The sequence below is a fragment of the Pseudomonas sp. K8 genome (genome assembly GCF_014889455.1).
Classification (GTDB): Bacteria; Pseudomonadota; Gammaproteobacteria; order Pseudomonadales; family Pseudomonadaceae; genus Aquipseudomonas; species Aquipseudomonas veronii.
Map to the genome: position 1 here is coordinate 155,129 of NZ_VJWO01000007.1, position 13,649 is coordinate 168,777.

Annotated in this window: 16 protein-coding genes; 10 read left to right on the forward strand and 6 right to left on the reverse strand. The window is 60.2% G+C overall.

Annotated elements, in window-relative coordinates; translation table 11 throughout:
• Positions 1 to 57: 57 nt before the first annotated feature.
• The 6 genes from INT12_RS07685 to INT12_RS07710 all read right to left on the reverse strand — a co-directional run bounded on the left by INT12_RS07685 (position 58) and on the right by INT12_RS07710 (position 5,074).
• Positions 58 to 1,551 (reverse strand): RNA polymerase factor sigma-54, encoded by a 1,494-nt coding sequence (locus INT12_RS07685; RefSeq protein ID WP_193058808.1) that lies wholly within the window; start codon positions 1,549 to 1,551, stop codon positions 58 to 60.
• A gap of 197 nt (positions 1,552 to 1,748) precedes the next feature.
• Positions 1,749 to 2,474, reverse strand: coding sequence for an LPS export ABC transporter ATP-binding protein (gene lptB / locus INT12_RS07690; RefSeq protein ID WP_017845981.1), 726 nt, complete (start codon positions 2,472 to 2,474; stop codon positions 1,749 to 1,751).
• Positions 2,474 to 3,007, reverse strand: a complete 534-nt coding sequence (gene lptA, locus INT12_RS07695) for a lipopolysaccharide transport periplasmic protein LptA (protein ID WP_026139901.1) — start codon at positions 3,005 to 3,007, stop codon at positions 2,474 to 2,476. Before lptA ends, lptB begins: the two co-directional genes overlap by 1 nt.
• On the reverse strand, positions 2,994 to 3,566 hold the full coding sequence (gene lptC / locus INT12_RS07700) for an LPS export ABC transporter periplasmic protein LptC (RefSeq protein WP_017845979.1): 573 nt from the start codon (positions 3,564 to 3,566) through the stop codon (positions 2,994 to 2,996). The genes lptA and lptC overlap by 14 nt, the downstream gene beginning before the upstream one ends.
• Before the next feature lie 8 nt (positions 3,567 to 3,574).
• Positions 3,575 to 4,099, reverse strand: coding sequence for a KdsC family phosphatase (locus INT12_RS07705; protein ID WP_017845978.1), 525 nt, complete (start codon positions 4,097 to 4,099; stop codon positions 3,575 to 3,577).
• The gene (locus INT12_RS07710) at positions 4,100 to 5,074 is read right to left on the reverse strand and encodes a KpsF/GutQ family sugar-phosphate isomerase (protein ID WP_017845977.1); all 975 of its coding nucleotides are present in this window, start codon (positions 5,072 to 5,074) and stop codon (positions 4,100 to 4,102) included. It lies immediately after the preceding gene.
• Positions 5,075 to 5,389: 315 nt separating this feature from the next.
• Here INT12_RS07710 and INT12_RS07715 point away from each other — a divergent pair, with 315 nt between their 5' ends.
• The 10 genes from INT12_RS07715 (at position 5,390) to hisC (ending at position 13,619) form a co-directional block, all read left to right on the forward strand.
• Positions 5,390 to 6,199 (forward strand): ATP-binding cassette domain-containing protein, encoded by an 810-nt coding sequence (locus tag INT12_RS07715; RefSeq protein WP_003171811.1) that lies wholly within the window; start codon positions 5,390 to 5,392, stop codon positions 6,197 to 6,199.
• Entirely contained in the window at positions 6,199 to 6,996 is a 798-nt protein-coding gene (mlaE, locus tag INT12_RS07720) for a lipid asymmetry maintenance ABC transporter permease subunit MlaE (RefSeq protein ID WP_017845976.1), read from the forward strand. Before INT12_RS07715 ends, mlaE begins: the two co-directional genes overlap by 1 nt.
• Positions 6,996 to 7,463 carry an outer membrane lipid asymmetry maintenance protein MlaD gene (gene mlaD / locus INT12_RS07725; RefSeq protein WP_017845975.1) on the forward strand — a complete coding sequence of 156 codons (468 nt, stop codon included), beginning with the start codon at positions 6,996 to 6,998 and terminating at the stop codon, positions 7,461 to 7,463. Before mlaE ends, mlaD begins: the two co-directional genes overlap by 1 nt.
• Positions 7,464 to 7,474: 11 nt before the next feature.
• Complete coding sequence (locus INT12_RS07730; protein WP_046484638.1) at positions 7,475 to 8,122, forward strand: phospholipid-binding protein MlaC; 648 nt, start codon at positions 7,475 to 7,477, stop codon at positions 8,120 to 8,122.
• Complete coding sequence (locus tag INT12_RS07735) at positions 8,119 to 8,424, forward strand: lipid asymmetry maintenance protein MlaB (protein ID WP_102617130.1); 306 nt, start codon at positions 8,119 to 8,121, stop codon at positions 8,422 to 8,424. Before INT12_RS07730 ends, INT12_RS07735 begins: the two co-directional genes overlap by 4 nt.
• Positions 8,425 to 8,538: 114 nt before the next feature.
• Positions 8,539 to 8,778: a BolA family protein gene (locus INT12_RS07740; RefSeq protein WP_017845972.1), complete on the forward strand. Its 240-nt coding sequence runs from the start codon at positions 8,539 to 8,541 to the stop codon at positions 8,776 to 8,778.
• A gap of 23 nt (positions 8,779 to 8,801) precedes the next feature.
• The gene (gene murA, locus INT12_RS07745; protein WP_017845971.1) at positions 8,802 to 10,067 is read left to right on the forward strand and encodes a UDP-N-acetylglucosamine 1-carboxyvinyltransferase; all 1,266 of its coding nucleotides are present in this window, start codon (positions 8,802 to 8,804) and stop codon (positions 10,065 to 10,067) included.
• Between the two features lie 156 nt (positions 10,068 to 10,223).
• A complete protein-coding gene (gene hisG, locus INT12_RS07750; protein ID WP_017845970.1) occupies positions 10,224 to 10,859 on the forward strand; it encodes an ATP phosphoribosyltransferase in 636 nt (211 codons plus the stop codon).
• A 378-nt stretch (positions 10,860 to 11,237) separates the two neighbouring features.
• On the forward strand, positions 11,238 to 12,563 hold the full coding sequence (gene hisD / locus INT12_RS07755; protein WP_017845969.1) for a histidinol dehydrogenase: 1,326 nt from the start codon (positions 11,238 to 11,240) through the stop codon (positions 12,561 to 12,563).
• Between the two features lie 3 nt (positions 12,564 to 12,566).
• Positions 12,567 to 13,619, forward strand: a complete 1,053-nt coding sequence (hisC, locus tag INT12_RS07760) for a histidinol-phosphate transaminase (protein WP_046384673.1) — start codon at positions 12,567 to 12,569, stop codon at positions 13,617 to 13,619.
• Positions 13,620 to 13,649 lie beyond the last annotated feature (30 nt).

The following is a 13,649-nucleotide window of genomic DNA, read 5'->3' on the forward strand; positions in this document are numbered from 1 at the left end:
CCAGTGCATAAAGCGGCAGGCAGAGATGCCTGCCACTGGAACGCTGTGGCCTGCCCGTCACATCAAACGCTTACGCTCGCTGGAAGGCGCGATCCCAAGGGACTCGCGGTACTTGGCGACGGTTCGACGGGCGACCTGAATGCCTTGTGCCTCCAGTAAACCAGCGATCTTGCTGTCACTCAACGGCTTTTTCTGATTTTCCGCGGCAACCAGTTTTTTGATGATTGCGCGGATCGCCGTGGACGAGCATTCGCCGCCTTCGGAGGTGCTGACATGGCTGGAGAAAAAGTATTTCAGCTCATATATACCCCGTGGGGTATGCATGAATTTTTGCGTCGTTACCCGGGAAATCGTTGATTCGTGCATGCCCACCGCTTCTGCGATGTCGTGCAGGACCAGCGGTTTCATCGCTTCGTCGCCGTACTCAAGGAAGCCGCGCTGGTGCTCGACGATTTGCGTGGCCACTTTCATCAGGGTTTCGTTGCGGCTTTGCAGGCTCTTGATGAACCAGCGCGCTTCCTGCAACTGGTTGCGCATGAAGGTGTTGTCGGCGCTGGTGTCGGCGCGACGGACGAAACCGGCATATTGCGGGTTGACCCGCAGGCGCGGCACCGATTCCTGGTTCAGCTCCACCAGCCAGCGTTCGTTGTCTTTGCGCACGATCACATCGGGGACGACGTATTCGGCTTCGCTGGACTCGATCTGCGAGCCCGGACGCGGGTTGAGGCTCTGCACCAGCTCGATGATGTGGCGCAGGTCGTCTTCCTTGAGCTTCATGCGGCGCATCAGCTGGCTGTAGTCGCGGCTGCCCAGCAGGTCGATGTAGTCGGTGACCAGGCGTTGGGCTTCAACGAGCCAAGGGGTCTTGGCGGGCAGCTGGCGCAATTGCAGCAGCAGGCACTCGCTGAGGTTGCGCGCGCCAATGTCGGCGGGCTCGAACTGCTGGATGCGGTGCAGGACGGCTTCGATCTCGTCCAGTTCGATGTCCAGTTCCGGGTCGAAGGCTTCAAGAATCTCTTCGAGGGTCTCGTCCAGATAGCCCTGGTTGTTGATGCAGTCGATCAGGGTCACAGCGATCAGGCGATCTGTGTCGGACATCGGCGCCAGGTTCAATTGCCACAGCAAGTGGCTCTGCAGGCTCTCGCCGGCGGAGGTGCGGGTGGTGAAGTCCCACTCGTCGTCATCATTGCTGGGCAGGCTGCTGGCGCTGGTCTGGTAGACGTCTTCCCAGGCGGTGTCCACGGGAAGTTCGTTGGGAATGCGTTCGTTCCATTCGCCTTCCTCCAGGTTGTCCACCGTAGGGGCGGTTTCCTGGTAAGAGGGTTCCTGCACGTCGGAATTGGGTTTTTGCTCGATGTTGTCGGCCAGCGGGTCTGCATTATCGAAGTCGTCGCCTTCTTCCTGGCGTTCGAGCATCGGATTGGACTCCAGGGCTTCCTGGATTTCCTGTTGCAGGTCCAGTGTCGACAATTGGAGCAGGCGGATGGCCTGTTGCAGCTGCGGTGTCATCGTCAGCTGCTGGCCCATTCTCAGGACTAGCGATGGTTTCATGGCAGGGGCTTAACACCTTATTCGCCGGCGCAATGCGCCATCCACGACAGGGCGCGTGAGCGCCAAACATAAGCAAATTATATGCCTGATATTGGAGGCTTTGCCTAGAGCGCGGTAACAATAAAAATCCGGAGGTTTTCATTGACTCCCGCGCACCTTGGCGAACGGCCTGCCACCGCCTTTTTTTCCAGGCAGGCCTACAGGCGGAACTCGTGGCCCAGATACACTTCCTTGACCAGTTCGTTGGCCAGGATCGTGGCCGAATCGCCTTCGGCAATCAGTTGCCCATCGTTGACGATATACGCGGTTTCGCAGATATCGAGGGTCTCGCGGACGTTGTGGTCGGTGATCAGTACACCGATGCCCTTGGCCTTGAGGTGATGGATGATCTGCTTGATGTCGCCGACCGAGATCGGGTCGACACCGGCAAACGGTTCGTCCAGCAGGATGAACTTCGGTGCAGTGGCCAGGGCGCGGGCAATCTCCACGCGGCGGCGTTCACCGCCGGACAAACTCATGCCGAGGTTGTCGCGAATGTGGTTGATGTGGAATTCCTGCAGCAGGCTTTCCAGCTCCTTGCGGCGGCCGTCGCGGTCGAGTTCCTTGCGGGTCTCGAGGATCGCCATGATGTTATCGGCAACCGACAGTTTGCGGAAGATCGACGCTTCCTGGGGAAGATAGCCGATACCGGCGCGCGCACGGCCGTGCATCGGCTGGTGGCTGACGTCGAGGTCGTCGATCAGGATGCGACCTTGGTCCGCCTGGACCAGGCCGACGATCATATAGAAACAGGTGGTCTTGCCGGCACCGTTGGGGCCAAGCAGGCCGACGATCTGGCCGCTGTCGATCGACAAGCTGACGTCGCGCACGACCTGACGGCCTTTATAGGCCTTGGCCAGATGCTGGGCTTTCAGGGTTGCCATTACTCGGCCTTCTTCTTCGGCTGGATAACCATGTCGATACGTGGACGCGGTGCAGTCACCTTGGTGCCGTTGGCGCGACCGGCGTTGGCAACCTGCTTCACGGTGTCATAGGTGATTTTTTCACCTTCCGTGGAGTTGCCGTCGGGGCTGAGTACCTTGGCCTGGTCGATCAGCACGATGCGATTTTGCTGGGCGTGATACTGGATGGTTTTACCGTAGCCCTTCATCGGGGCGGTGTCGGTGGCAGACTGCTTCTGTTCGAAGTAGGCCAGGTTGCCCACCGAGGTCACGACGTCAATGTCGCCAGCAGGGGTGCGAGTCAGCGTCACCGTGTTGCCGGTGATCTTCATCGAACCCTGGGTAATGATCACACCGCCGGTGTAGGTTGCGACGCCTTGCTTGTCATCGAGCTGTGCATCGTCGGCCGAAATGTGGATCGGTTGCTGGCTATCGTTCGGCAGAGCCCAGGCGCTCACGCTTCCCAGTGCTGCGCCCAGACTGAGCAAAATAGGGAGGGTTTTAACGAGCCTCATACTGTCCTCTTACGTTCGATAGCAGGTGTATCCTGCTTTCTTTCAAATACGCTTTCATTCCCTTGCCAGTCGATACACCGCCAGCGCCGTCGATTCTAACGTCTTGCTCGGTCTGCGCATATTGCTTCTGTGGGAATACGGTCATGCGACTGCTGGTGATGATGGTGTCGCGGTTCTGTGCGTCGGTCCGTGCGACGCGCACCGAGTCGATCAGTTCCACTTCGGTGCCGTCCGGGTTGACTTCGCCACGCTTGCTGGTGACGTGCCAAGGGAATTCGGTGCCGCGATACAGATTCAAATCGGGGTTGGTCAGCAGGGTGACTTCGGACGCTTTCAGGTGCTCGACCTTGTCCGAGGTCATTTCATACTGCACCTTGCCATCGGGCAGGAACTGCACGCTGTAGGCATTGGTGGCGTAATAGTCGATAGCGCCTTGGTCAACCTGCGCCACAGGCTGGTCGAGAAAGCGCTCCGGGCTGATATTCCAGTAGCCAACCGCCAGGAGCAGCGCGGCGATGACCCCGAATAGCAGGAAGTTGCGAATCTTTTTGCTCAGCATAAAACGCTCTATAGGTAGGCGGCGTGGGCCGCTTCAAGGCTGCCCTGGGCACGCAGGATCAACTCGCAGAACTCGCGGGCGGCGCCTTCGCCGCCACGGGCCGTGGTGATGCCGTGGGCATGCTCGCGAACAAATGCCGCCGCATTGGCGACAGCCATGCCCAGGCCCACCCGGCGGATCACCGGCAGGTCGGGCAGGTCGTCGCCCAGATAGGCAACCTGCTCATAGCTTAGGTTGAGTTGGCCAAGAAGCTCGTCCAGGACGACTAGTTTATCCTCCCTGCCCTGATACAGGTGAGGAATCCCCAGGTTTTGTGCGCGGCGTTCCACAACCGGGGTTTTCCGACCGCTGATAATCGCGGTTTGCACGCCCGCCGCCATGAGCATCTTGATGCCCTGGCCGTCGAGGGTGTTGAACGACTTGAATTCGCTGCCGTCCTCGAGGAAGTACAGGCGGCCATCGGTCAGCACGCCGTCAACGTCGAAAATCGCCAATTTGATGTGCTTGCCGCGTTGCAACAGGTCGCTGGTCATTTACATCACTCCCGCACGCAGCAAGTCGTGCATGTTCAGGGCGCCAATCGGGCGGTCATTGCCATCGACCACCACCAGCGCGCCGATCTTATGGTCTTCCATGATCTTCAGGGCTTCGGCCGCCAGCATTTCTGCGCGTGCGGTCTTGCCGTGGGGAGTCATCACCGCATCGATGGTGGCGGTGTGGATATCGATAGTGCGGTCCAGGGTGCGGCGCAGGTCACCGTCGGTGAATACGCCGGCCAGGCGCCCGTCGGCTTCCAGGATCACGGTCATGCCGAGGCCCTTGCGGGTCATCTCCATGAGTGCGTCCTTCAGCAGAGTGCCGCGCTGTACGTGGGGCAGTTCATCGCCGGAATGCATGACGTTTTCCACTTTCAGCAGCAGGCGTCGGCCCAGTGCGCCGCCCGGATGGGAAAACGCGAAGTCTTCCGCCGTAAACCCACGTGCTTCCAGCAGCGCCACGGCCAGGGCATCGCCCATGACCAGCGCGGCGGTGGTGGAGGAGGTTGGCGCCAGGTTCAGCGGGCAGGCCTCAGCGGTCACATGAACATTCAGGTTCACTTCGGCGGCCTTGGCCAGCGTCGACTCCGGGTTGCCGGTGATGCTGATCATCTGGATGCCCAGGCGCTTGATCAACGGCAGCAAGGTCACGATTTCGTTGGTGGTGCCGGAGTTGGACAGTGCGAGGATGATGTCATCCTTGGTGATCATGCCCATGTCGCCGTGGCTGGCTTCGGCCGGGTGGACGAAAAACGCCGTGGTCCCGGTGCTTGCCAGGGTGGCGGCGATCTTGTTGCCGACGTGACCGGACTTGCCCATGCCGACCACGACCACGCGGCCTTTGCTGGCCAGAATCATCTCGCAGGCGCGTACGAAATCCACGTCGATATGGGCCAGCAAGCCTTCTACGGCTTCAAGCTCGAGGCGGATGGTGCGTTGTGCGGATTGGATAAGATCGCTGGATTGGCTCATGTCTGAAATCGTATAGCCTGACGAAAAGTCGACGATTATAACGATAATGATCAATTCCCTCACGCAAGTTCGTCAGTCTTTAGTCGTCAGGCGCTTCAGATTCATTCCTCGGTAACATAGCCAGCAACGGTTTTTCCCTGTCTCCAATCTGAACAAGCGCTGTTCCGGCCTTGGGGGCGCTGTACCAGCAGTGATATAGTTCGCCGCCAGTTCGGTCCACCCAGCCCATGTGGCTAACTATATGTTGGGCAACCGTTGCAAACGTTTGTCACAAGCGTGGTGTCTGAGTGAGAGGCTGCATCCCAAGGAGTTTAGATGAGTGCCGATAACGCCTACGCGGTCGAGCTGAAGGGCCTTACCTTCAAGCGCGGGACGCGCAGCATCTTCAATAACGTCGATATTCGCATTCCCCGCGGCAAGGTCACCGGCATTATGGGGCCTTCCGGTTGCGGCAAGACCACCCTGTTGCGTCTGATGGGCATGCAATTGCGCCCCAGTGCCGGCGAAGTGTGGGTCAACGGCCAGAACCTGCCGACGTTGTCGCGCAGCGATCTGTTCGATGCGCGCAAGCACATGGGGGTGCTGTTCCAGAGCGGTGCGTTGTTCACCGACCTCGATGTGTTCGAGAACGTAGCGTTTCCGCTGCGGGTACATACCCAACTGTCCGACGAGATGATTCGTGACATTGTGTTGCTGAAGCTGCAGGCCGTGGGCCTTCGCGGCGCCATCGACCTGATGCCGGATGAGCTGTCCGGCGGCATGAAGCGTCGCGTCGCCCTGGCGCGTGCCATTGCCCTCGATCCGCAGATTCTCATGTATGACGAACCCTTCGTGGGCCAGGACCCGATCGCCATGGGCGTGTTGGTGCGCCTGATCCGCCTGCTCAACGATGCGTTGGGGATCACCAGTATCGTGGTCTCCCACGACCTGGCCGAAACCGCGAGCATCGCCGACTACCTCTATGTAGTCGGTGATGGCCAGGTGCTGGGGCAGGGTACGCCGGAAGAACTGATGAACGCTGACAACCCGCGCATTCGCCAATTCATGACCGGCGATCCCGATGGCCCGGTGCCTTTTCATTTTCCGGCAGCGGACTACCGCTCAGATCTTCTGGGGAAGCGCTGATGCGCAAGACATCTCTTATCGAAAAGGTGCGCCTTTTCGGGCGTTCCGGCATCGACATCATCGAAGTGCTCGGACGTTCGACGATATTCCTGTTTCACGCCTTGCTCGGCCGTGGCGGCATTGGCGGCAGCTTCGGCCTGCTGATCAAGCAACTGCACTCCGTTGGTGTGATGTCCCTGGTGATCATCGTGGTTTCCGGGGTTTTCATCGGCATGGTGCTGGCGTTGCAGGGCTTCAATATCCTCTCCAGCTACGGCTCGGAGCAGGCGGTGGGGCAGATGGTCGCCCTGACGCTGTTGCGTGAGCTCGGCCCGGTCGTCACGGCCCTGTTGTTCGCCGGGCGCGCCGGTTCCGCGCTGACCGCCGAAATCGGCAACATGAAGTCCACCGAGCAGTTGTCCAGCCTCGAGATGATCGGCGTGGACCCGCTCAAGTACATTGTTGCCCCGCGCCTGTGGGCCGGCTTCATTTCCCTGCCGCTGCTGGCGATGATCTTCAGCGTGGTGGGTATCTGGGGCGGTTCGTGGGTGGCGGTGGACTGGCTGGGGGTCTATGAAGGCTCCTACTGGTCCAACATGCAAAACAGCGTGAACTTCAGCGGCGATGTGTTCAATGGCATCATTAAGAGCATTGTCTTCGCCTTTGTCGTGACCTGGATCGCCGTATTCCAAGGCTATGACTGTGAGCCCACTTCAGAAGGGATCAGTCGCGCCACCACCAAGACCGTTGTGTACGCCTCGCTGGCGGTACTGGGCCTTGACTTTATTTTGACCGCCTTGATGTTTGGAGATTTCTGATGCAAAACCGCACTGTGGAAATCGGTGTCGGCCTTTTCTTGCTGGCTGGCATCCTGGCTTTACTGTTGCTGGCCCTGCGAGTCAGCGGCCTTTCGGCCAGCCCCACCGCCGATACCTATAAACTTTACGCGTACTTCGACAATATCGCGGGTTTGACTGTCAGAGCTAAAGTGACCATGGCCGGTGTAACCATCGGCAAGGTCACGGCGATCGATCTGGATCGCGACAGCTTCACCGGGCGTGTGACGATGCAACTGGACAAGAAGGTCGATAATCTGCCGACTGACTCCACGGCATCGATCCTCACCGCAGGTTTGCTGGGCGAGAAATACATCGGTATCAGCGTAGGCGGGGAAACCGCTCTGCTCAAGGATGGTTCGACCATCCACGACACACAGTCGTCGCTGGTGCTCGAGGACCTGATCGGTAAATTCCTGCTCAATACGGTCAATAAAGACGCTAAATGAGGAATCTGTTCATGATCTCTACCTTGCGACGTGGTCTGCTGGTACTGCTTGCAGCACTGCCGTTGATGGCCAACGCGGCAGGTTCTGCGCACGAACTGGTGCAGGACACGACCAGCAAAATGCTGGCTGACCTGAAAGCCAATAAAGAACAGTACAAGCAAGACCCTACCAAGTTCTATGACTCGCTCAACACCATTGTCGGCCCGGTCGTGGATGCCGAAGGCATTTCGCGCAGCATCATGACGGTGAAGTATTCGCGCAAGGCGACGCCTGCGCAGATGCAGACATTCCAGGAAAACTTCAAGAAGGGCCTGTTTCAGTTCTACGGCAACGCCCTGCTCGAGTACAACAACCAGGGGATCACTGTCGACCCTGCCAAGGATGAGTCGGGCGATCGCACCAGCGTCGGCATGACCGTCAAGGGCAGCAACGGCGCCATCTATCCAGTGCAATACACTCTGGAGAAGGTCAGCGGTGAGTGGAAGCTGCGTAACGTGATCATCAACGGCATCAACATTGGCAAACTGTTCCGTGATCAGTTCGCCGACGCGATGCAGCGCAATGGCAACGACCTCGACAAGACCATCAATGGTTGGGCCGGTGAAGTGGCCAAGGCCAAGGAAGAGACCGATAAAGCCGCCGGGAAGCCCGCGCAATGACCGAGGCGGCTGTTCGTATCGGCGATGCCGGCCAGTTGTTCCTCAGCGGCGTGCTGGATTACCGCACCGGGCCCGACCTGCGCAAGCAGGGGCAGGCGCTGATCCAGGCGAGCACCGCACCGTCGCTGGTGCTCGATTGCTCTGCGGTGACCAAGTCCAGCAGCGTCGGCTTGTCGTTGCTGCTGTGCTTCATGCGCGACGCCGAGGCGGCCAAAAAGCCGGTGAGCATTCGTGCGTTGCCCGACGACATGCGTGAAATTGCCGACGTTTCCGGTCTGACCGAGCTGTTGGCGCATCCTTAATACACATATTCAAGAAAGCCCCCCGTCAGAGTCCTGCTATGCGGGGTTCGCAGGCGCGGGGCTTTTTTGTATGATGTGCGACCCGCGCGCACTGGGCGCCGATAGAGGTTGAGCATGCAGGCCCTAGAAGTTAAGAGCTTCCTTGAAGGAAAGCTGCCGGAAACGAACGTAGAAGTTGAAGGCGAAGGCTGCAACTTCCAGCTGAATGTGATTAGCGATGAACTGGCGGCATTGAGCCCGGTCAAGCGGCAACAGCAGGTCTATGCCCATTTGAACCCGTGGATCACCGATGGCAGCATCCATGCGGTCACTATGAAATTTTTCAGCCGCGCGGCCTGGGCCGAGCGCACCTGAGCCCCCAAGGCGTCGAGATTCTTATGGATAAATTGATTATTACCGGTGGTGCCCGCCTTGATGGCGAGATCCGCATTTCCGGTGCGAAAAACTCCGCCTTGCCGATCCTGGCAGCGACCTTGCTGTGCGATGGCCCTGTGACCGTGGCCAACCTGCCGCACCTGCACGACATCACCACCATGATCGAACTGTTCGGTCGCATGGGCATTGAGCCGGTGATCGACGAAAAACTGTCGGTTGAAATCGACCCGCGCACCATCAAGACCCTGATCGCCCCGTATGAGCTGGTGAAAACCATGCGTGCGTCGATCCTGGTGCTCGGCCCGATGGTTGCCCGTTTCGGCGAAGCCGAAGTGGCCTTGCCTGGCGGTTGCGCGATCGGTTCGCGTCCGGTCGACCTGCACATCCGTGGCCTTGAAGCCATGGGCGCCACCATCGACGTCGAAGGCGGCTACATCAAGGCCAAGGCGCCGGAAGGCGGCCTGCGTGGCGCCAACTTCTTCTTTGATACCGTCAGCGTGACCGGTACCGAGAACATCATGATGGCCGCTGCCCTGGCCAACGGCCGCAGCGTCTTGCAAAACGCCGCGCGCGAGCCGGAAGTGGTCGACCTGGCCAACTTCCTGATCGCCATGGGCGCCAATATCAGCGGCGCCGGCACCGACACCATCACCGTCGAAGGTGTAAAACGCCTGCATTCGGCCACCTACAAGGTGATGCCGGACCGCATCGAGACCGGGACCTACCTGGTTGCCGCCGCCGTCACCGGTGGCCGCGTCAAGGTCAAGGACACTGATCCGACCATCCTTGAGTCCGTGCTGGAAAAGCTCAAGGAAGCCGGCGCTGAAATCACCACCGGTGAAGATTGGATCGAGCTGAACATGCACGGCAAGCGGCCAAAAGCCGTCAACGTGCGGACCGCTCCGTACCCGGCGTTCCCGACCGACATGCAAGCGCAGTTCATCTCCCTGAACGCGATTGCCGAAGGCACCGGCGCTGTGATCGAGACCATTTTCGAAAACCGCTTCATGCACGTGTACGAACTGCACCGCATGGGCGCCAAAATCCAGGTCGAAGGCAACACGGCCATCGTGACCGGCATCGACAAGCTCAAGGGCGCGCCCGTCATGGCCACCGACCTGCGGGCTTCGGCCAGCCTGGTGATCTCCGCGCTGTGCGCAGAGGGCGACACCCTGATCGACCGCATCTACCACATTGACCGTGGCTACGAGTGCATCGAAGAAAAACTGCAGATGCTCGGCGCGAAGATCCGCCGCGTACCGGGCTAGTCCCCGCTGCACGGGCACAGGGATGCGCCCGCCCGGGGTGTGCAATTGCGTATTCCGGCTGAATGTGTTTCAAATCGAGGCTGTAATGGCCTCGATCTGTGTCTGGCGCCGTTTGCGACCAGACCGCAATAGCCTGATGAAGGACTGACGTTTCCCATGTTGACCATCGCACTGTCCAAGGGCCGCATCCTTGACGACACTTTGCCGCTTCTGGCTGAAGCGGGCATCGTGCCGACCGAGAATCCGGACAAGAGCCGCAAGCTGATCATCCCTACGACCCAGGACGACGTTCGTCTGCTGATCGTGCGGGCTACCGATGTGCCGACCTATGTTGAACACGGTGCCGCCGACCTGGGTGTCGCCGGTAAAGACGTATTGATGGAATACGGCGGCCAGGGCCTGTACGAGCCGTTGGACCTGCGTATTGCCCTGTGCAAGCTGATGACCGCCGGCCGTGTCGGTGATGTCGAGCCTAAAGGTCGCCTGCGGGTGGCCACCAAGTTCGTCAATATCGCCAAGCGTTACTACGCCGAGCAAGGCCGTCAGGTCGATATCATCAAGCTGTACGGCTCGATGGAGCTGGCGCCGCTGATTGGCCTGGCCGACAAGATCATCGACGTGGTCGACACCGGCAACACCCTGCGCGCCAACGGCCTGGAGCCCCAGGATTTCATTGCTGACATCAGCTCCCGGCTGATCGTCAACAAGGCATCGATGAAGATGCAGCACGCGCGTATCCAGGCGTTGATCGACACCCTGCGCAACGCAGTGGAGTCTCGACACCGCGGTTGACTCACCCGCGTAGCCAAACGGCTGCGCCCGTCTATCCGCTTCATAGCCAGAATTCTCAGGTGCCCAAGCGGAAACGACTGCTGGGAAGGTGCGCTGACGTTCAATAACGAATCGCGCCTTACCCCAAAAGGCAAGTTATGTTAGTAGAAGATTTTTTTTCAATACCTAGCGACACGTAGCAGCCTGCCGTTTTAGGCAAGGCCCTACGGGTTGGTACTGTGGCCGCGCCATGCCGCGTTGCGGGACTTGGTAAGGAAGCAACCCTTACCGGCGTCCCGCGCCTTGCCTGGCACGGCCACAGCACCAACGCGATTCGTTATTGAACGTCAGCGCACCTTCGGGCGCCTGAGTTTTTGCCAATCCTATGAGGCCCTCGCTATGACCACGTCCACTGCAATTGCCCGACTCAACGCTGCCGACCCGGATTTCGCCCATCATCTGGATCATCTGCTGAGTTGGGAAAGCGTGTCCGACGACTCGGTCAACCAGCGGGTGCTCGATATCATCAAGGCCGTGCGCGAGCGCGGTGACGCCGCGCTGGTGGATTTCACCCGCCAGTTCGACGGCTTGGACGTCAAGTCCATGTCAGACCTGATCCTGCCGCGCGAACGCTTGGAACTGGCCCTGACGCGCATCACCGCGCCGCAGCGCGAAGCCCTGGAACTCGCGGCGGCGCGGGTGCGCAGCTACCACGAAAAACAGAAACAGGATTCCTGGAGCTACACCGAGGCCGACGGCACCGTATTGGGCCAGAAGGTCACGCCGCTGGACCGCGCCGGCCTGTACGTGCCGGGCGGTAAAGCCTCGTACCCGTCGTCGGTATTGATGAACGCGATTCCCGCCAAGGTGGCCGGTGTGACCGAAGTGGTCATGGTGGTGCCGACCCCGCGCGGTGAGATCAACGAGCTGGTCCTCGCGGCCGCCTGCATCGCCGGGGTCGACCGCGTGTTCACCATCGGCGGCGCCCAGGCTGTCGCGGCGTTGGCCTACGGCACCGAAAGCGTGCCGATGGTCGACAAAGTGGTCGGCCCCGGCAACATCTATGTCGCCACCGCCAAGCGCCATGTATTTGGCCAGGTCGGTATCGACATGATCGCCGGTCCTTCGGAAATCCTCGTGGTGTGTGATGGCCAGACCGACCCGGACTGGATCGCCATGGACCTGTTTTCCCAGGCCGAGCACGACGAAGACGCCCAGGCGATTCTGGTCAGCCCAGATGCCGAGTTCCTCGACAAAGTCGCCGCCAGCATCAACAAGCTGCTGCCGACCATGGACCGCGCCGAGATCATCGAGAAGTCGATCAATGGCCGTGGTGCGCTGATCCTGGTGCGCGACATGGAGCAGGCCATCGAAGTGGCCAACCGCATCGCACCGGAACACCTGGAATTGTCCGTGGCCGACCCACAGGCCTGGCTGCCGTCGATTCGTCACGCGGGCGCGATCTTCATGGGCCGTCACACCAGCGAAGCCCTGGGCGACTACTGCGCGGGCCCCAACCACGTGTTGCCGACCTCCGGCACCGCGCGCTTCTCCTCGCCGCTGGGGGTGTACGACTTCCAGAAGCGTTCGTCGATCATCTTCTGCTCGCCACAAGGTGCTTCCGAGTTGGGCAAGACCGCCTCGGTACTGGCCCGTGGCGAATCCTTGAGCGCCCACGCCCGGAGCGCCGAATACCGCATCCTTGAAGACAATAAGGGGAACTGAGACATGAGCAAATTCTGGAGCCCCTTCGTCAAGGAACTGGTGCCTTACGTACCCGGTGAACAGCCCAAGTTGACCAAGCTGGTCAAGCTCAACACCAACGAAAACCCCTACGGCCCGTCGCCCAAGGCGCTGGCGGCCATGCAGGTCGAGTTGAGCGACAATCTGCGCCTGTACCCGGACCCCAACAGCGACCTGCTCAAGCAGGCCGTGGCCCGCTATTACGGGATCGACGCCGGCAAAGTGTTCCTCGGCAACGGTTCCGACGAAGTCCTGGCACACATCTTCCACGCGCTGTTCCAGCACGACTTGCCGCTGCTGTTCCCGGATATCAGCTACAGCTTTTATCCGGTGTACTGCGGCCTCTATGGCATCAAATTCGACGCGGTGCCGCTGGATGAGCAGTTCCAGATCCGCGCGGCGGACTACGCCAGGCCGAACGGCGGGATCATCTTCCCCAACCCGAACGCGCCGACCGGCTGCGTGCTGGCCCTGGACGCGGTGGAGCAGATCCTCAAGGCCAGCCCGGATTCGGTGGTGGTGGTGGATGAAGCCTACGTCGACTTCGGTGGCGAAACCGCCATCAGCCTGGTGGATCGCTACCCGAACCTGCTGGTCACCCAGACCTTGTCCAAATCGCGCTCACTGGCCGGTTTGCGCGTGGGCCTGGCCGTGGGCCACCCGGACCTGATCGAGGCGCTGGAGCGGGTCAAGAACAGCTTCAACTCCTATCCGCTCGATCGCCTGGCGATTGTCGGCGCAGCGGCGGCGTTCGACGACCGCGAGTACTTCGAGAAGACCTGCCGGTGGGTGATCGACAGCCGCAACAAGGTGGTCGCGCAATTGGAAGGCAAGGGCTTTGAAGTGTTGCCATCGGCTGCGAACTTCATCTTCGCCCGCCACCCACGGCACGACGCCGCCGGCCTGGCGGCCAAGTTGCGTGAGCAGGGCGTGATCGTGCGGCACTTCAAGCAGGCGCGGATTGATCAGTTCCTGCGGATCAGCATCGGTACGCCGGAGCAGAATCAGGCGCTGATCGATGGCCTAGGCGAGCTCTAAGTCACACTGAAGATCTAACAATGTGAGAGG